The sequence below is a fragment of the Streptococcus infantis genome, assembly GCF_019929575.1.
Taxonomy (GTDB): Bacteria; Bacillota; Bacilli; order Lactobacillales; family Streptococcaceae; genus Streptococcus; species Streptococcus infantis_L.
Genome location: NZ_JAHZPU010000001.1, coordinates 193,461 through 211,841 on the forward strand (window position 1 = coordinate 193,461; position 18,381 = coordinate 211,841).

Annotated in this window: 22 protein-coding genes; 4 read left to right on the top strand and 18 right to left on the bottom strand. The window is 40.6% G+C overall.

Going from position 1 to position 18,381, the window contains the following annotated elements:
* Positions 1 to 30 precede the first annotated feature (30 nt).
* Entirely contained in the window at positions 31 to 615 is a 585-nt protein-coding gene (locus K1I67_RS01045) for a DarT ssDNA thymidine ADP-ribosyltransferase family protein (RefSeq protein WP_223338420.1), read from the top strand.
* Complete coding sequence (locus tag K1I67_RS01050) at positions 605 to 1,528, top strand: macro domain-containing protein (RefSeq protein WP_223338421.1); 924 nt, start codon at positions 605 to 607, stop codon at positions 1,526 to 1,528. Before K1I67_RS01045 ends, K1I67_RS01050 begins: the two co-directional genes overlap by 11 nt.
* 252 nt (positions 1,529 to 1,780) lie before the next feature.
* On the opposite strand, the gene K1I67_RS01055 is transcribed toward K1I67_RS01050, so the two are convergent.
* From K1I67_RS01055 to K1I67_RS01130, 16 genes are all read right to left on the bottom strand, one after another.
* Positions 1,781 to 2,380 (bottom strand): response regulator transcription factor, encoded by a 600-nt coding sequence (locus K1I67_RS01055; RefSeq protein WP_223338422.1) that lies wholly within the window; start codon positions 2,378 to 2,380, stop codon positions 1,781 to 1,783.
* A complete protein-coding gene (locus tag K1I67_RS01060; protein WP_223338423.1) occupies positions 2,381 to 3,478 on the bottom strand; it encodes a sensor histidine kinase in 1,098 nt (365 codons plus the stop codon). It lies immediately after the preceding gene.
* A complete protein-coding gene (locus K1I67_RS01065; protein WP_223338424.1) occupies positions 3,478 to 4,215 on the bottom strand; it encodes an ABC transporter permease in 738 nt (245 codons plus the stop codon). Before K1I67_RS01065 ends, K1I67_RS01060 begins: the two co-directional genes overlap by 1 nt.
* 1 nt (position 4,216) lies before the next feature.
* The gene (locus K1I67_RS01070) at positions 4,217 to 5,101 is read right to left on the bottom strand and encodes an ABC transporter ATP-binding protein (protein WP_223338425.1); all 885 of its coding nucleotides are present in this window, start codon (positions 5,099 to 5,101) and stop codon (positions 4,217 to 4,219) included.
* Complete coding sequence (locus K1I67_RS01075) at positions 5,088 to 5,282, bottom strand: hypothetical protein (protein WP_223338426.1); 195 nt, start codon at positions 5,280 to 5,282, stop codon at positions 5,088 to 5,090. The genes K1I67_RS01070 and K1I67_RS01075 overlap by 14 nt, the downstream gene beginning before the upstream one ends.
* A complete protein-coding gene (locus K1I67_RS01080; RefSeq protein ID WP_025171227.1) occupies positions 5,279 to 5,485 on the bottom strand; it encodes a hypothetical protein in 207 nt (68 codons plus the stop codon). The genes K1I67_RS01075 and K1I67_RS01080 overlap by 4 nt, the downstream gene beginning before the upstream one ends.
* Positions 5,486 to 5,649: 164 nt before the next feature.
* On the bottom strand, positions 5,650 to 7,314 hold the full coding sequence (locus K1I67_RS01085) for a DAK2 domain-containing protein (protein WP_223338427.1): 1,665 nt from the start codon (positions 7,312 to 7,314) through the stop codon (positions 5,650 to 5,652).
* 2 nt (positions 7,315 to 7,316) lie between these two features.
* A complete protein-coding gene (locus K1I67_RS01090) occupies positions 7,317 to 7,682 on the bottom strand; it encodes an Asp23/Gls24 family envelope stress response protein (RefSeq protein ID WP_000216431.1) in 366 nt (121 codons plus the stop codon).
* 150 nt (positions 7,683 to 7,832) lie between these two features.
* Positions 7,833 to 8,021, bottom strand: a complete 189-nt coding sequence (rpmB, locus tag K1I67_RS01095) for a 50S ribosomal protein L28 (RefSeq protein ID WP_001140948.1) — start codon at positions 8,019 to 8,021, stop codon at positions 7,833 to 7,835.
* 106 nt (positions 8,022 to 8,127) lie between these two features.
* Positions 8,128 to 8,802: a LiaF transmembrane domain-containing protein gene (locus K1I67_RS01100; RefSeq protein WP_223338428.1), complete on the bottom strand. Its 675-nt coding sequence runs from the start codon at positions 8,800 to 8,802 to the stop codon at positions 8,128 to 8,130.
* Between the two features lie 4 nt (positions 8,803 to 8,806).
* The gene (locus K1I67_RS01105) at positions 8,807 to 9,253 is read right to left on the bottom strand and encodes a LytTR family DNA-binding domain-containing protein (RefSeq protein ID WP_223338429.1); all 447 of its coding nucleotides are present in this window, start codon (positions 9,251 to 9,253) and stop codon (positions 8,807 to 8,809) included.
* Between the two features lie 118 nt (positions 9,254 to 9,371).
* A complete protein-coding gene (locus tag K1I67_RS01110; RefSeq protein ID WP_223338430.1) occupies positions 9,372 to 9,875 on the bottom strand; it encodes a phosphatase PAP2 family protein in 504 nt (167 codons plus the stop codon).
* Between the two features lie 2 nt (positions 9,876 to 9,877).
* On the bottom strand, positions 9,878 to 10,234 hold the full coding sequence (locus tag K1I67_RS01115; RefSeq protein WP_223338431.1) for a DUF2200 domain-containing protein: 357 nt from the start codon (positions 10,232 to 10,234) through the stop codon (positions 9,878 to 9,880).
* Positions 10,235 to 10,298: 64 nt separating this feature from the next.
* On the bottom strand, positions 10,299 to 12,059 hold the full coding sequence (locus K1I67_RS01120) for an ABC transporter ATP-binding protein (RefSeq protein ID WP_223338432.1): 1,761 nt from the start codon (positions 12,057 to 12,059) through the stop codon (positions 10,299 to 10,301).
* Complete coding sequence (locus tag K1I67_RS01125) at positions 12,049 to 13,818, bottom strand: ABC transporter ATP-binding protein (RefSeq protein ID WP_223338433.1); 1,770 nt, start codon at positions 13,816 to 13,818, stop codon at positions 12,049 to 12,051. The genes K1I67_RS01120 and K1I67_RS01125 overlap by 11 nt, the downstream gene beginning before the upstream one ends.
* Complete coding sequence (locus K1I67_RS01130; protein WP_000360549.1) at positions 13,802 to 14,263, bottom strand: MarR family winged helix-turn-helix transcriptional regulator; 462 nt, start codon at positions 14,261 to 14,263, stop codon at positions 13,802 to 13,804. Before K1I67_RS01130 ends, K1I67_RS01125 begins: the two co-directional genes overlap by 17 nt.
* A gap of 207 nt (positions 14,264 to 14,470) precedes the next feature.
* On the opposite strand from K1I67_RS01130, the gene K1I67_RS01135 reads away from it, so the two are divergent.
* Positions 14,471 to 15,145, top strand: a complete 675-nt coding sequence (locus K1I67_RS01135) for a hypothetical protein (protein WP_223338434.1) — start codon at positions 14,471 to 14,473, stop codon at positions 15,143 to 15,145.
* Positions 15,146 to 15,367: 222 nt separating this feature from the next.
* Here the strand turns inward: K1I67_RS01135 and K1I67_RS01140 are convergent, their stop codons facing one another.
* Positions 15,368 to 16,084, bottom strand: coding sequence for a YebC/PmpR family DNA-binding transcriptional regulator (locus tag K1I67_RS01140; protein ID WP_223338435.1), 717 nt, complete (start codon positions 16,082 to 16,084; stop codon positions 15,368 to 15,370).
* Between the two features lie 96 nt (positions 16,085 to 16,180).
* Positions 16,181 to 17,551: an MATE family efflux transporter gene (locus K1I67_RS01145; RefSeq protein WP_223338436.1), complete on the bottom strand. Its 1,371-nt coding sequence runs from the start codon at positions 17,549 to 17,551 to the stop codon at positions 16,181 to 16,183.
* A 108-nt stretch (positions 17,552 to 17,659) separates the two neighbouring features.
* Between K1I67_RS01145 and K1I67_RS01150 the strand changes: the two genes are divergently transcribed.
* Entirely contained in the window at positions 17,660 to 18,214 is a 555-nt protein-coding gene (locus K1I67_RS01150) for a GNAT family N-acetyltransferase (RefSeq protein ID WP_223338437.1), read from the top strand.
* The last annotated feature ends 167 nt before the right edge of the window (positions 18,215 to 18,381 follow it).

The following is an 18,381-nucleotide window of genomic DNA, read 5'->3' on the forward strand; positions in this document are numbered from 1 at the left end:
AATAATAGAAAAATACTTGAGGTAAAACTTATGAAAATAAAAGACGGAAAATTATTATATCATCTAACTCATATTGACAATTTAGACAGTATTATTGAAAATGGATTACTATCTAGAAATCAAGTGATTCAGAGAGGGATGTTAAATCAGGATATAGCCAATCCAGATATCCTAGAAAGTCGTCAACTCAATCACTTGGATGATTACGTATTATTTCATTTTTATCCTAATACAGCATTCGATAATGCTGTTCGATATAAATATGGTGCAGAAAATTTTGTATATATAGCTGTCTATAGATCTTATGCTGAATACAGCAACTTTAAAATAATTCCTCGACATCCTTTGAATGGTGAGTTTGAGCTTTGTGATTATAACGAAGGAATGAACAGAATTGATTGGGAAACGATGGAGAGAAGAATGGACGATATTGCTCCTTCTGCTCAGGATTATGCTAAGGAAGTTAAAATGGCAGAATGCATAAGTAGTGATTCTATTTTCCCCCAAGATTTTGCTTATATTTACTGTAATGAAAGACATGTTGAATATTTAAAAAGTAGTTATCCAACAATAGCTGATAAAATTCAAAGTAAGGTTTGGTTAAATGGTGATTAAGTATACAAAAGGAGATATTTTTGAATCTCAATGTCAAGCAATCATAAATACAGTTAATTGTGAAGGGAAAATGGGAAAAGGTCTTGCTTATCAGTTTAAGAAGAAATTTCCTGAAATGGAACAAGACTACATTAAAGTTTGTAAAAAGGGAGAACTATACCCTGGGAAATTACATATTTATCAAGAAAATAAATTTTTAATAATCAATTTCCCAACAAAGAATAAATGGCGTGAAAAATCTAAAATAGAATATATCATTAATGGACTGAGAAAATTAAAAGAAGAGGTCGTTAAAAGAGATATTAAGTCAGTTGCTATTCCTCCATTAGGAGCTGGGAATGGTGGGTTAAATTGGAATGAAGTAAAATCAGAAATAAATAACGAATTGCTTGATATGAAAAATATTGTTTTTGAAGTGTATGAGCCATCAACCCATATTAATAAAACAGGAAAAGAACCTAAGATTGATTTTGATGTACTTCTCTTAGCATACATTTGTAATAATTTAAAAAAAGTTAATTCAAGCAATTTAAAATCAATGGTGAAGTTATTATCAATATTTTCCCACGAAAATATGAAAATTACTGATTTAAAAAGTAGTACTAAAGCAATGAGAGATTTTAAAGAATTCTATTCTTTAAAAAATTATTCAGAAATATATAAACTAATAAACTCGAAATTGATTAGTAATTCAATTGAATTGAAAAAAAGAAAATGGGGAAATGTAGATGTCTTAATAGAACTAGTTAATGATTATCCTGAATATATAAACGATATCATTAATTTTCTTTACAAGATACAAAACAAATCAATTATTGATAATAAAAATACAAATGAAATTAAAGAGATATTGATAAAGAATCAGTTGCTCTCTATCAACTTACTAGAAGAATTAGAAATTAATTATTTTTAATGATTTGTATGAAGAAAGTTTAAAATAACTAATATTTTAGAAAGCAGGTTACTACATGACAAATTCTGTAAGTTCGAACCGCTCTGAGAAGTTCGACATTGTAGCTTAGTTTTCATATATAACCGCATCGAATTCATCTGGATTGATACCGAAAACCCACCTAGCGATGCCATCGGCTGGGTAGCAAAATAGACCTGAACAACACAAAAAATCTCTTAGATTCATTTCTAAGAGATTTTTTCTTTCTCTCCCTCACAACCAGCCTTCTTCTTCGGCAGTTTTGGCTGCTTCGGTTCGGTTACTGGCGCCTAGTTTGGAGAGGATATTGGTCATGTAATTACGGACGGTACCGTTTGAGAGGTAGAGCTTGTCAGCAATTTCTTGGTTGGAGAGACCTTGGGCTACTCCATGTAGAACAGCGACTTCCTGCTCGGTCAAGGGATTGGGATGAGTCATCATGACTTCCATCAGCTCTGGAGAATATTCCTTGCGTCCCTCTAACACCGTATGCAGGGTTTGCATGAGTTCGGAGATGCTTCGCTCTTTCAAGACATAGGCGTCTACTCCTGCTTTGACCGCTCGTTCAAAATAACCTGGACGTTTAAAGGTTGTAACGATAACCACCTTGGTTTCAGGCACTTCTTGTTTGATCCACTCGAGTGCTTCTAATCCCGTCTTGACTGGCATTTCGACGTCAAGGATGGCAATATCTACTGCTTCTTTCTCCAAAACCTCGATAGCCTCGGCTCCATTTTTCGCCTGCAAGACAGTCTCCACATCTGGTTGAAAGCTTAAGAGCTGGCACATGGCATCTCTCAGCATACTTTGATCTTCTACGACTAATACTTTCATCTACTTTCTCTCCTTATAAGGCAGATGCACGCGCACCTCTGTGGGATCTTTCAAACTGACCAGCTCTACTTGACCTGAGAAGGCTGCTGCACGGTCACGGACTGTATGAAGTTCATTTCCTTTTACAGTTGCAAAACCTTTCCCATCATCTCTGACTGTCAGGACCAATTCCTGATCTGTACGTTCCAGTTTTAGATAGGCTTTTTCAGCCCTGGCATGTTTGATGATATTGGTCGCCAGTTCTAACAAAATCATGGCAGCCGTCGACTCTAAATCCTGGGTCAGGCTAGCCTTGTCCAATTGATTGTCAACCTCAACCTCAATCCCAGCAATCTCCAGCATTTTCTTGACAGTCTCAAGCTCTGAAGCCAGGGTCCGTGATTTCAGATTTTCCACAATGGTTCGCACTTCATTCATGGAATCTTTGCTGATCTGGTGAATTTCTTTTAATTCCTTCTCCACCTGTGGATAAGCCTCCATCTGAAATAACTGCAGGGCTAGATCTGTCTTGACACTGAGCATGGCAAAGGTATGTCCCAGACTATCATGCAAATCCTGACCGATACGACTGCGTTCATTTTCAGCAAGCAATAGATTTATCTGGGCATTTTGCTTGGCCTGAGCTTCTTTCAAATCCTCAACAATGCGAATCCGAACCAAGCCCAATGTCATCAAATCGACAAAAGTAAGAATCCCAAGCTCAAAGGCTACAGCCTCAGTTTCGACTGACTGAAACATCATGAGTTGTCCAACAACAAGAACTTGAGCAAGGAGAAAAGTCCAGACATGCAGAGAACGAAGACTCCGCACCCTGAAATGATAAATTAAGAGATTAGAAAGGTAAAAGAAAAACCAGATATAATTAACAGCAACAAAGGCAGTATTCCCAACTACATAAGTCAGCATGATCCCCCAGAAAAGCCAAGATAGGCGCTGGCTCTTAGTTGTTAATATACCCAAATACACCACTACAAATAGAATATCAATCAATAAATGCCAGGCAGAAAGCCACCCAGTCACTACAGGTAGGATGGGGAAAATCATAAAAATCAAACTGACCCAAAACATATAGTGTATGCTTTTTAGTCTTTCAAGCATTAAGCATTCTCCTTATGACCTTGAAGGTAAATGGTCAAACCAAACAAAACTGCTGAAAAAACAAGTAGATAAACTGTGGCTGATAGATTGATGCCACCCTCATTTAAGAAGGTCTTGATCAATTCCATCAACTGATAGCTTGGTAGCCGCTTCCCGATTGCTTGCATCCAGTCTGGAAATAAAGAGACGGGCATCCAGAGTCCGCCTAAAACAGCCAAGCCAAAGTAAAGAAGATTGCCTACGACAGACATCAGCTGACTGGACGGCAAGAGAGTCAGGGTTAAACCAAGTGCTACAAAGGCAACACTTCCTACTATCAGCAAGAACGCAGCCCCAATCCAGTTTCCAAGAGACATATCCACACCTCTTACAAAATGCCCAACTGAGAAAACAACCAGAATTGAGACCAAATAATCAACCATCATACTTGTTATCTTTGATAGATAATATTCTACCATATTTACAGGGCTATGACGTAATATTTTCTGCCAGTTGTTAATCTTGTCGGTATGTAAAACAACTGGAAATGAAAAGATAGCTGTCGACATCATGGAAAAAGCCGTCATGGAGATGAGGTAGTCGCGCATAAAATTAGCCGGTCCACCTGGTGTGTCCTGGTACATACCTGAAAAGAATAAATAGAAGGCTGTCGGCATCCCTACGGATAACAGATAATAGACTAATTGTCGTTTGGTCAATAGAAATTCTATCTTGTTTAGTGCGATCCATCGTTTCATCTTAGTCATCTCCCTTTTGTGTTTCTTCAAAGATTGTATCCAGCAAGCTACGGTTATTGACTTCAATTTCTTGTATCCTACAGCCTGCCTGGACTAACAGTTGCCAGAAAGCATCTGCTTCACGTGTGACTACTTGCAGAGCATCTTGTTTTTGTGACCAATTTTCAACCAAGTTAGACTGTTCGACGACTTCCTTGTAAGCTAGAGGTAGGATGAAGTGCTTTTCAATCTCCTCACCGCGCATGGCTAGAGGGGTCGTATCACGAATCAACTCTCCCTTATTCAAGACCAAAATCCGGTCAGCTGTATGCTCTACCTCTTCGATGTAATGGGACGAATAAAGAATGGTGACTCCCTGCGCTTTTAGGTCCTGAACAATTTCCCAAAAACGTTGACGAGTTGAGGTATCCATGGCAGCAGTTGGCTCATCTAAGAAGACAAGCTTTGGTCGCCCAATCAAGGTCAAGACAAATGAAAAGAGACGCTTTTGCCCACCTGACAATTTTTCTGCCAATTGTTCTTTTTGTTGCTTGCCAAACTGCAATAGTTGATCGATCTCCTGGTTGTTCAAGGGATTTGGGTAAATACTTTGAAAGAAAGCAATCAACTCTTTGACCTTTAATTTCTGAACGATGACATTTTCTTGAGGGAGGTAGCCTCTAATATAGTCTAACTGAGAACTCGTCACTGGCAAGCCTTGGATGGATACTTGACCGCTGGTAACCAGTTTATCTCCAAGTAAACAGTCCAAGAGTGTTGTCTTACCGGCACCATTTGGACCAATCAAGGCGACGCATTCGCCCTCTGCTACCTCAAAGGAAATATCCTTCAAAATAGCCTTGCCCTTGATGTTTTTATTTAGGCTTTCTACCTTAATCATGTTCATGATATTCTCCTTTCAACCACTCCTTCCCCATCGGAAAGGCGATAAAAATCATAAATCCTAGACCCCAAGCACCACGAATGACTTGGTGAAGGAAGGCTTGGTCAAACCAACCTGTAAACATTTCGATCAACCATACCACTAGTGACAATCCAATAAAGAGATAGAGAATCGCTTTTTTCATTTTTCAAACTCCTTTTTCACATCTGAGACCAATTTCAAGCCTTCTCGGATCAACCAAGACATCATGCCAAATCCTGCAAATAACTCCCAAGGAAAATGATAGAAGCCTTCGTCCAATCCTGAAAACATGAGATAAGTCATGACTCCTGCTGCTACTAAACTCATTGCGATAATTACTTTATGTTTCATTTTTTCTTCCTCCATTTGATACATCTATTATAATTCTTTGAAGGTTGTGTCACTAGAAGCTTCTGTCATGAGGAAATATGACAAATGTCACAAAAAGTTCACTCAGCTAGGAAAATAAAGTTCTTTCCAAATCAAAAAAGGTCGGGAAATCCCGACCTCTTTCGTTTTCTATTTAATTCTTATTCCACACTGAAAAGATATGGGTAAACTGGTTGTTGACCTTGGTGAATTTCTACTTCAACATCTTCGAATTCTTCTGTGATTTCTTGGGCGATTTGGTTAGCCAATTCTTCACTTCCGTCTTCTCCGACATAGAAAGTTACGATTTCACTGTCTTCGTCCAACATATGTTTCAAAGTTTTAGTCAGAGTTTGGTGCATATCAGGGTTTGATACGAGGATCTTACCATCAACCATACCAAGATTATCATTTTCATGAATTTCCAAACCATCGATAGTCGTGTCACGAACGGCTGTTGTTACACTACCACTGACCACATCACCAAGAGCTGCAGTCATGCGTTCTTTGTTTTCTTCGATAGACTTACTTGGATCGAAGGCAAGAAGACTAGTCAATCCTTGAGGAAGGGTACGAGCTTCTACCACTACTGCTGGTTGTTCCAACACTTCAGCTGCAGATTGAGCTGCCATGAAAATGTTTTTATTGTTCGGCAAGAAGATAATGTTGCGAGCATTGACCTGCTCAACAGCCTTGATAAAGTCTTCTGTCGAAGGGTTCATGGTTTGTCCACCTTCGATAACATAATCTACACCTTGAGCACGGAAGATGTCTGCCAAGCCTTGTCCAGCTACTACTGCGATAAGAGCATATTCTTTTTCTTCAGCTGGTTTACTGACTTTAGCTTCTTTTTCCACTTGTGCTTCATGTTGGTTACGCATGTTATCGACTTTAACCTTAACCAAGCTACCATACTTGAGACCTTCTTGCAAGACAAGACCTGGATCTTCTGTATGGACGTGAACTTTAACGATTTCATCGTCATTGACAACAAGAAGTGAATCCCCAAGTTCGTTCAAGTAGTTACGGAATTCTTCGTAGTCAAACTCTTTAGCATAAGTTGGGCCTTGTTTAAGGGCAACCATGATTTCTGTACAGTAACCAAAGGTGATGTCTTCTGTTGCCACATGTCCGGCTACAGATTTGTGGTGTTCTGCATTGATCATTTCACTCATGTTGGCTGGAGTCGCTACAAAGTCTTCAGAAGCGCTGTATTCACCAGTAAGAGCTGAAAGGAAACCTTCATAGATAAAAACCAAACCTTGACCACCTGAGTCTACAACTCCAACTTCCTTCAAGACTGGAAGCATATCTGGAGTCTTAGCAAGGGCTGTTTTAGCTCCTTCCAAGGCTGCACGCATCACCTCAATAGCATCGTCTGTCTGCTCGGCTTTTTTCTTAGCACCGATGGCAGCACCACGTGATACGGTCAAGATTGTTCCTTCAACTGGCTTCATAACAGCCTTGTAGGCTACTTCAACACCTGATTGGAAGGCAAGAGCTAGGTCTTTCCCTGTTAACTCTTCTTTTTCCTTGATAGCTTGCGCAAATCCGCGGAAAAGCTGAGAAGTGATAACTCCTGAATTCCCACGCGCACCCATCAACAGACCTTTAGCCAAGATACTTGCGGCCTCACCAACTGTTGAAGCTGGTTTGTCTGCTACTTCTTTAGCACCATTTTCGATAGTCATTCCCATGTTTGTTCCTGTATCTCCATCTGGAACTGGGAAGACGTTCAATGAGTTGACATATTCGGCTTGCTTGTTCAAACGAGTAGATGCAGCCTGTACCATTTCTTGAAATAAGCTTGTAGTAATATTTGACACGATTATTCTCCTACAACTTTGATATTTTGAATGTAGACATTCACAGTTTGAGCAGTGATGCCAAGTTGGTTTTCCAAACTAAAGCGAACACGCTCTTGGATATTTTTTGAGACTTCACTGATTTTTGTTCCGTAACTCAACACGGTATATACATCAACTGCAATGCTACCATCTTCGGCCGCTTTTACAACGACACCTTTAGAATAATTTTCCTTCCCAAGGAGGGCTTGGAAATTATCTTTGAGGGCTTTCTTACTTGCCATACCGACCACACCAAAAATCTCAGTTGCTGCACCGCCTACAACGGTAGCAATCACTTCATCTGTTAGTTCGATTTGACCATCTTTTGTATTAATTTTTACAGTCATTTTTTCTACCTCAACTAGTTGATACTCTATTTTATCATATTTCAAGCCAAGTGTAAAAGCAGAATACTGTATCGGCGGATATTTGCGCCTTTTACAAGTGATTTTGAGCTTAGAGCAAAAGAAAAAGACCTGATGGCCTTTTACTCTTTATTAAACGCGTTCTACTTTACCTGATTTCAAAGCACGAGCTGAAGCCCAAACTTTTTTAGGTTTACCATCGATAAGTACAGTAACTTTTTGAAGGTTTGGTTTTACGGCACGTTTTGTTTGGTTCATCGCGTGTGAACGGTTGTTTCCTGATACAGTCTTACGACCTGTAAAGTAACATACTTTAGCCATTTGTGTTTTCCTCCTATTAGATCTAATATAGCGGATGTGCTAGCACCACATACTGTACTATGTTATCACACTTTCTCTTTTTTGGCAAGGGGATTGGAATATTTTTTTATTTAACGTAAACAACTCCCAATTTCCCAAAAGCTACGTCTCCACGGATAATCAAAGTTTTGCTGGTTGGGGCTACAGGGGCATCTGCCTTGGCTGCACCACAAAAAGTTTCCACCTTCAAGTCCACTCTCCAGTGTTGGGGCACATAGATAACTGCATTCCCAAAACCGACTTCTATCTTCAAGGTTGCGCTATCTCCTAACATCTCTGCATTGTCATAATAGATTTTGGCATTCCCAAATCCGACTTCAAACTCGTCTTCTACCAATTCTTGGTCTTGCTTGTAAAATGTACCCGCCCCAAAAGCGACTTCCTTGTCTGTCAGAATGGTCTTTTCACCGTCATACCACCATTTTTTCCCATTCCAGGTTCTGTTAGAATGAGTCAGCATACTTACTCCGAGAACGATTAGAACTCCCGCCCAGAACAATGATTGATTGGGAATCGGTAAAATATCATAAAAATGATTGGCTATCATCAAAGCTACTAGAGCTGTAAAAGTGGCTGAAGTTAAGTGGCGACGCAACAAAGCTTCAACTGATTGAAAGGCAAAAAATCCAATACCGATCAGGGGCCAAATCTGCCCTCCAAATGAAGGGATTCCAAAATTTCCCTGTAACAATACTAAGGCTGCCAATACTAGCAACACAATACCAAATGCTTTCTTTTTCATCTTCTTACCTCATGTTTCTTAGATTTTCTTTTAGGAGGGATTGGTAGTGTCGTGACACGTGCACCTCCTTGTGGGTCTGATAAAAGGAAATAGTGCCTGTCCCGGAGAAGGACTTGTCCACCGAGTAGACCTGCCGGATATTGGCAATGGTCGACTTGGATACCCGACTGAAATAGCGGGGGAGAATGGACTCCAACTCATAAAGCTTGAGTCGAACCTCGTAGGCTTCTTTCTGGGTATGAGCGTAAATCTTGCTACCTTCTGTCTCAAAAAAGAGAATTTCTGACAAGTCTAAGTAGTACTCACTCGTCCCCTTATAAAAGATCAACCTAGGAGCCTTGGTTTCTTGCAAGAGTCGTTGCAAATCAGCTATTTCATCTGTCAGTGCTGCAGCCTTGATGACAATTTCTGTCTCAGTTAATTCACTATCAATCTCGATTCGTAACTTCATCCTATCTCCTTTCTGCATCTACTATACCAAAGCCCATAAGACTTTACAAGGGCAAAAAATCAAGTGGTCACTTTTGACTCGTAAGTGGTTACGAGGCCAGGCCCACTTGCTTTGCATTTCACAAAATAAAGAAGAGAATTCCCCAGATGAGCCCACAGGCATAGCCAACCAGAACATCCTTGGGATAATGAACCCCACCTAAGACCCGCACAAGACCGAGAAGAGCTGACAAGACCAATAAAATCAACCCTGCAGGCAGATTTGCATGCACACAAGCCATGGAAATGATAGTCGCTGAAAAGACGTGGCGGCTGGGCATTGAATTACCAGAACTATCCTTGTCTAGTAGAGGGACAATTCCCCAAGTTTCATAGGGACGCGGTTGATTAATCCACTTACGCACCAGCGTCAATAGAACAAAACCCAATGCTGGCACTAAGATATAGGTGGCAAATTCTTTCCCCAATCCCTTGCTCATAAAGCTTGTCCCCAACAAGGTCAAGTAGGCTAAGGGCATCAGAACTGTCATCATGCGATTAAAGACTCGCATCAATTGTAATAGCTGTGGATGTTGAAGGAGACTTGATTTCCTTTTATCGTACCACTCTTGATAGTTTTTCATGTCTATTTCTCATACTTTTCTAGGACCTGCTGGGCTGTTTTCTCCTTGGCAAGCCAGTCCACTAATTTGTCCAGACGGCGGATTTCCTGCATCAGAGGGTCCTCAATTTCCTCAATACGAACACCACAAATCTTACCTGTAATCGCAATCCGTTCAGGTACATAAGACGGTGCCTGTCGAAAAAAATCTCCGTAGGTAAGGTCCCTATCCAGACAAGCAAGGATGTCACTCACCTCATAACCTGTCAGCCAACTGGTCACTTGGTGAACGGATTCTACCCTTCCACCCTTTCGCTCAACCTTTGCAATCAAGGCTGGATAGACCGCAGAAAATTTCATATTGTATAATTTCTGACTCATACATTCCTCTTTCTATTATACCAGTATAAAGAAGAAAAAGAAGGCCGTCAAGCCTTCTTTGGGTTTATTCTTCTACTTCATCTTCTGTAAATTGACTGTTGTAGAGGTCAGCGTAGAATCCACCTTGAGCCATGAGCTCATCGTGATTTCCTTGCTCGATGATATTTCCATCTTTCATGACCAAGATTAAGTCCGCATTACGGATAGTTGACAAGCGATGGGCGATGACAAAGGATGTGCGTCCTTCCATCAAACGGTCCATGGCTTTCTGAATCAACTCCTCTGTACGTGTATCGACTGAAGATGTCGCTTCGTCCAGAATCAAAAGTGGAGAATCTTTGAGAAGGGCACGAGCGATAGTCAAGAGCTGCTTCTGCCCGACTGACAAGGTCACCGTATCATCCAAGACTGTATCGTATCCATCTGGTAAGGTTGTGATAAAGTGGTGGATTCCTACTGCTTTGGCTGCTTCAATCACGCGCTCTTCACTAATCCCAGTTTGATTATAAATGAGATTGTCTCGAATAGTTCCTTCAAAGAGCCAGGTATCCTGCAAGACCATTGAAAAGGCATCATGCACTTCCGAGCGTTTCATATTCTTGGTATCCACACCATCAATGCTAATGCTTCCCTTATCAATCTCATAAAATTTCATCAAGAGATTAACAATAGTCGTCTTCCCAGCTCCAGTCGGCCCGACAATGGCAACCTTTTGCCCTGCATGAGCTGTCGCAGAAAAATCATGAATGATCGTTTTTTCAGGAGTATAGCCAAAGGCAACTCTGTCAAAGACCACATCACCCTTCATGTTGGTTAATTGTCTTTCCTTATGAGATTCGTCTTCCATCTCAGCTTCACCCAAGAATTCAAAGACACGTGTCATGGCTGCACTAGCTTGTTGCAAGCTGGTAATCCCTTGAGCAATTTGTGATAAGGGTTGTGAGAAGGTACGAACATAAACCATAAAAGCTACGATAATCCCAATACTGATATGGCCTTCAAGAGCTAGAACTGCACCGACGATGATCACCAAAACATAGCTAAAGTTCCCAACAAAGATCATTGCTGGCATCATGATTCCAGAAATAAATTGAGATTTCCAAATACTATCATGTAGGTCTTGATTCAATCCTGCGAATGTTTCTTTAGTAGTATCCACAGCGTTATAGCTGGTCACCACATTGTGACCTGAGTACATTTCTTCCACATAACCATTGACAGCTGCTAGATTGTTTTGTTGGGCTTTAAAGTAGCCTTGTGACTTAGCCATAATGACTGAGACAGCAGCAAAACCTACAAGGGTTGAAACAACTGTTACCAATGCCAAAATCCAGTTCATGCCAAACATGGTAATCAAAACAGCAATCAGTAGAAAGCTAGCTGAGATAACGGTCCCTAGACTTTGGTTGAGGGACTGTGCTGCTGTATCAACGTCATTGGTCACACGAGAAAGGGTGTCCCCTTGAGAATGACGGTCAAAATAAGCAAGTGGCAGACGGTTAATTTTTTCAGCAATGGCTGTCCGCAAGCGTTTTGAAAAATGTTGGATACTCGTTGAAAAGATATAGGCTTGCGTATAGTTGAGAATGGCACCAAGTACATACAAAATTGCTAAAAAGCTGGCGATACTTGTTACAGCCCCTAAGTCGATTTCTGTAGCTAAACCATCTGAAATCAAGTTGGTGATTTCCTTAATCTTAGTTGGTCCATAAACAGTGATGATACTTGAACATACAGCAGCCACGATAGCTACTAGTAGAGGAAGTTGGAGACCTGCTAGAAAAGGTTTACACTGTTTCCATATGGACATCTTCTTATTTTCCATGTTCCAATTCCTCCTTCGATAGTTGTGAATAGGCAATTTCTTGGTAAACTTCGTTGGTTGCAAGAAGTTCCTTGTGGGTGCCTTGTCCCACGACTTTACCCTGATCTAAGACTAAGATCAAGTCTGCGTCCATAATGGTTGAAATACGTTGGGCAACGATCAACTTGGTCATAGATTGTGTTTTTTCAGCTAGTTCTTGGCGCAAGATACGGTCTGTCTTGTAGTCCAAGGCTGAGAATGAATCATCAAAAATGAGAATCTCTGGCTTACGAGCCAAGGCACGCGCAATAGCCAACCGCTGTCTTTGTCCTCCTGAGAAGTTGGTCCCACCTTGGGCCACTTCTGAGTTTAGACCTGCTTCCTTATCCTCGATGAAGCTTTTAGACTGAGCCAACTCAAGAGCTTGCCACATAGCAGTCTTACTTAGTGGGCTTTCTTGACTTTTACCGAAGTCTAGATTGCCTTTGACATTTCCTGAGAAAAGGACGGCTTTTTGTGGGATATAGCCGACTTTATTACGCAAATCTTCCAAGTCATAATCTTTCACATTGACACCATCGACTAGGATTTCTCCATCTGAAACGTCATAAAAACGAGGCAAAAGGTTAACCAAAGTAGATTTACCAGAACCGGTCGAACCTATAAAAGCAATGGTTTGCCCTGCTTCTGCCTTGAAGCTGACATGTTCTACAACTGCTTCTGAGTTTTTAGAGTAACGGAAGGTTACGTCACGATATTCCACTTGACCTTTTACAGATGATTCTGCCGTCTGTGGTTGACTAGGATTTTCAATAGAAGAATACAAGTCTAGCACTTGATTGATACGTCCTGCAGAAACCAAGGTACGAGGAAGGACGATAAAGAGAGCACCCATGAGCAAGAAGCCCATCACGACCTGCATGGCATAAGACATGAAGACCACCATATCACTAAAGAGTGGTAGACGGTCTGTCAGGCTAGCATCATTGATGATATAGGCACCAATCCAGTAAATGGCTAGACTCAAACCGCTCGAAATCGCCATCATAATGGGATTCATAATAGCCATCAATCGATTGACAAAGAGATTGAGACGAGTAACTTCCTCATTGGCTTCTTCAAATTTCTCATCCTGATAATCCTCAGCATTGTAAGCACGAACCACTCGAATCCCTGTCAAGCTTTCACGAGTGATACTATTGAGTTTATCTGTCAATTTCTGGATGACAGATTGTTTTGGAAAGGCTAGAGTCATGAGAACTGTTGTCATCAGAACATTGACGATAACAGCAACCACTACTGCCCAGAGCCAGTATTCAGATTTGCCAAGGATTTTTCCAATGGCCCAGATAGCCATAATAGGCCCTCGAGTGACCACTTGGAGTCCCATAGTAAAGAGCATTTGAATCTGCGTAATATCATTGGTCGTCCGAGTCAAAAGACTAGGAATAGAGAAACGTTTGATCTCTGTCTGAGAGTAATCCAAGACACGATTAAAAATATCACTACGCAGATGAGCCGTGTAAGATGCTGCAACGCGAGCTGCAAAAAATCCAACTGTGACAGATGATAGGAAGGCCAAGAGTGACAAGCCCATCATGTTCATAGCTGGTGACCAAAGTGCATCCAACTGCGTCCCTGGTGTCCCAAGTAATGCTGTAATTTCTGAAATGTAAGTCGGTACTTCTAACTCTAGATAGACCGAGAAACAGGTAAAGAGTACAGTCAAGAGAATCATTCCCCACTCTTTTCCTGTGATACGCTTAGCGAGTTTCTTCATCTTCCCCTCCTATTTTTTCTACATTGGCTTGTAATTGCCCCATGACTTCCTCAAAAATAGCTAGTTTTTCCTCAGATACTCCATCGAGTAAACTGCGGTCAATTCGATCAAAGAAAGACTTGACCTGCTTCATTTGAGAGCGAGATTTTTCAGTCAAATGAACAAATTTTGCTCGTTTATCACTTGGGCTTGCCTCCAACTCTACCAAACCATTTTGCACCATACGCTTCACTAAATTGCTGGCAACTGACTTGGTGACATTGAGTTCTTGTTCAATATCCTTGATAAGTGTCAATTCTTGATCCTGCTCACGACGATCTAAAAAACGGAGAACCTGTCCTTGCGGCCCACCCATAAATTCGATACCACAACGCTTGGCTTCCTTTTGTACCATGAGGTGAACCTGATGCCCAAAACGTTTAAAGACCAACATCGGTTTATCCATGTTTTCTCCCTTCTAAATAAAAATAGTTCTCTAGAGAACAATTAAGTTTCAACGAGAACTATTTTATCATTTTCAACTAAGATGTCAAGAAAAAAGTTTCCTAGAGAACTATCTAAGTAGAAATTGACATTAGGTAGTATTTTATCTATAATAAACACTATCTCACATAGATACGAATCCAGTTTACTAGAAATGAGAAATTCACACATGAAACAAAAAGAACAGAAAATCTTAGGAATCCTTGCCATCATCTTTGGAACCCTGGCACTTCTTGGTTCTTGGATACCTATCGTCAACATCCTATCATTTTTCCTTGCCATTGCCACTTTGATTTTAGGAGTTTCTGGCATTGCCATCAATCTCAGAAACCGTAAAACATTGGCTATCATCGGAACAACCTTAGGTCTTATTTCCATTGTCCTTGTTTTAATCACTCAAGTTCTATCTACTAATATCTTTACTGATTTCGCCAGAACCTTTAGTCACCCCTATAGAAACATCACTTCTTCAACTGATGCTGAAGATTATGGTGAACTTCCTGATAGTAGTATAGGCGAGGAAGATGACGAGGAGGATACTGAATACTTCACTTGGAGCCAGGAACAGTTCGATGCCTTGGTAGAAGGGGACACTTCTGATAGTGGGAAAGGTGGCAGCAACTACAAAGATATTATCAGGAAACACGGAATCCCAGATTCAGAAACAGATTCAGTTATGGGAGACTACGAAATAAAAAGAATCACCTATCTCTCCATCGGTTCAGATCCTAAGACAGTTGTGCTCACGTTCGTCAAACAAGAAAATGGCCAGTTTCTTCTAATCCGTAAATTTGCTGTCGGACTGGACCGAAAAGAACAATCTGATTCTGGAGTGAAGGTTTAACATAACTAAAAAAGGTGCTGAAACAACAATCGGTAGACCTAGTCTCCATTTCCAAATCCCAGCATCACGATATTTCCACAATCCATTGGATTATAGACGATTGTAGATTACTAATAACGTTTTGAGCAAAAGAGATTTTTGCCTCTTTCCTGCCCCTCTTGTCATCACAAGATAAACAAACCCCTTGAAAATATTGAATTTTCAAAGGGGTTATTTTTATTCTTAGAATCCGTCTACGTTTGTGTAGATTTTTTGTACGTCTTCGTCGTCTTCAAGGACTCCGTAAAGTTTTTCAAATGTTGCAAGGTCATCACCTGACAACTCAACTTCTGATTGAGGAATCATTTCTAATTCAGTTACTTGGAATTCTTCAATACCAGATTCACGCAAGGCAACGATAGCCTTGTGAAGGTCAGTTGGAGCTGTGTAAACAGTGATTGTTCCTTCTTCTGCTTCTACATCGTCTACATCGACATCTGCTTCAAGCAAGAGTTCAAAGATAGCATCCGCATCTTCACCTGCAAAGACGATAACACCTTTGTTGTCAAAGAGGTAAGAGACAGAACCTGAAGCTCCCATATTTCCGCCGTTTTTACCAAAAGCAGCACGAACATTCGCAGCTGTACGGTTGACGTTTGAAGTCAAAGTATCAACGATCAACATAGAACCATTTGGTCCAAATCCTTCGTAACGTCCTTCTGTAAAGGTTTCGTCTGTGTTTCCTTTTGCTTTATCGATTGCTTTATCAATAACGTGTTTTGGCACTTGCGCTTGTTTGGCACGATCGATAACGAATTTCAAAGCAGTGTTTAGTTCTGGATCTGGTTCACCTTTTTTAGCTGCCACATAGATTTCTACACCAAATTTTGCATATACTTTAGAGTTAGCTCCATCTTTAGCCGTTTTCTTAGCTACGATATTGGCCCATTTACGTCCCATTAGGAATCTCCTTTTTTCACATTTTAATCTTTCTTATTATAACACAAGTCTATCCGATTTTCACTAGAGGAAATGGATTTTCTTTAGTAAATTAAGCTAGGATTTCCCGCCAGTAGCCAAGAGTTTTTTGCCTTCTTTGATCCATGGATGTTTGGAAAGTGAGAAGTAAAGTTGGGCAGTCATAACTAGCCAGAGAAGGGGCTCACATAGAATCACACCTGTATAACCTGTCCAATGAATAATCCAAACCACAAAAATAATTTTCCCAAACAACTCGATAAAGCTAGATACGAGGGGCAAGAGTTTTTGCCCTAGCCCCTGTAAGCTATTTCTATAGATCAATAAAAGACTCAAAAACGGATAGAATACAGAACTGATGCGTAGGTACAAAGTCCCGTTTTCAATCAGATAACCATCTGTCGAACTTGCTAGGAAAGAAACCAGACTAGGACTTGCAAAAAATAGAAATACACATGCAAAGCTTGCCCAAGCCATACTGATATAACTCCCTAGTCGAAGACCGTGGACAATGCGATCTGGACGTTTTGCACCAAAGTTTTGAGAGATAAAAGTCGTCATCGATGCTGAGATAGCCGTCATTGGCAATAAGGCAAAGGCCATGATTCGGCGTGCTGCTGTCTGAGCGCTGATAATGACTGCTCCAAAACTATTGACAGAGGATTGCAAAATAACACTTCCGACAGAGACGATTGAACCCATCAAGCCCATGGCTAGTCCCTGCTCTAAGAGATCGATATATAGGACCTTATTCCATTTAAAATCCTTCAACCTAGGAAGGAGCTCTGGAACACTCTTTCGGATATAGAGATAACAAAGGATAGCTGACAAACCTTGCGAGATAATGGTTGCAAGACCAGCAGATTGAACACCTAACTGCAATTGTGTAATAAAATACAAATCCAGAATGACATTAACGATGGCTGAGAAAATAAGAAAACCAAGCGCAGCAAGGCTATCACCAACAGAGCGTAGCAAACCTGCAAAAAGATTATAAGCAAAGCTCACTCCCACACAAGTAACAATCATGGAGATATATTCATAGGATTGGGGGAGAATTTCTGCAGGTGTTTCTAGGTACTGTAAGAGTGGATAAAGACCAAAAAAGCCCATCAACATGACAAGCACACTCAAGATAATCCCTAAAATCCAAGTTGCTGCGACAGCTTCCTTAATCTTTTCAAAATTACGAGCGCCGTAGAGACGTGCAATAACAACCCCCATCCCATTTCCAACACCGAGGGCAAAGCCGATAATCAAATCAAAAATGGCTGTCGTTGCTCCGACTGCCGCCAATGAATCTTGCCCTAAAAAACGCCCAACAATCAAGATATCAGCTGTATTGTATAGTTGCTGAAAGATATTGGACAGTAGAATCGGTAATGCAAAACTAATTAGCGCGGGAAGGATGGGACCATGAATCAGGTCCACCGTTGATTTTTTATTCATAAGGCTATTATATCAGCTTTCTAGTAGGGGAACAAGGGAGTTTGGATAAGAAAGCGTTGCCTAGATACAAACAATCTGGTATAATCGTGACAGAAAAGGAGGCTATGTATGAGCTTAACAAGCCAGTTAATTACAGATGTATTCCCAGACCTTGAAAAAGTCGACCAATTAAACAAGGAAGCCTTTCCTGAAGAAGAACGGGTCTCTTTGAAAGAATTTTTAAGTTACCAGGATAGAGATGATGCTCACTTTTTCGCTTTCTATAACGAGGAAGAATTTGTCGGCTTCGCTTTTGCCATTTCCAACCAAAAAGCTTTCTACATTAGCTTCTTTGCCATTATGCCCCATCTCCGTAGTCATGGCTACGGGAGAGAAATCATTGAAAAACTCATTGATTTTTACCAACGTACCATGATTCTTGAAGTAGAGCGATTGGACGAAGACTGTGATAATCTCGAACAACGAAAGGCCCGCATGGACTTTTACCTACAAAATGGTTTTAAAACTGCCAACGCTCTTTTAGAATACGAGGGAATGAGTTTTGAAATTCTCTATCGCGGTGACCATTTTGATGAAGAAGCCTATCGCAATATCTTTCAAAAATTGCAAGAAGAGAATTACTTTGACTTCCACATTGAGTACCGTCGCTTTAGTGAACACTAATCTAGATTGCAACTTTGAATCTCCATTAAAGATTTGTAATTTTCTCTATAACCGATATACAATCACCTATCGCAGGTGATTTTTTATTTTCCCCAATTGTCAAGTCAAGTGCAACAAAGTTGTTCCTCTGATTAAGCGAGTATCTTTCAAGCTGTTTGAGCTGACTC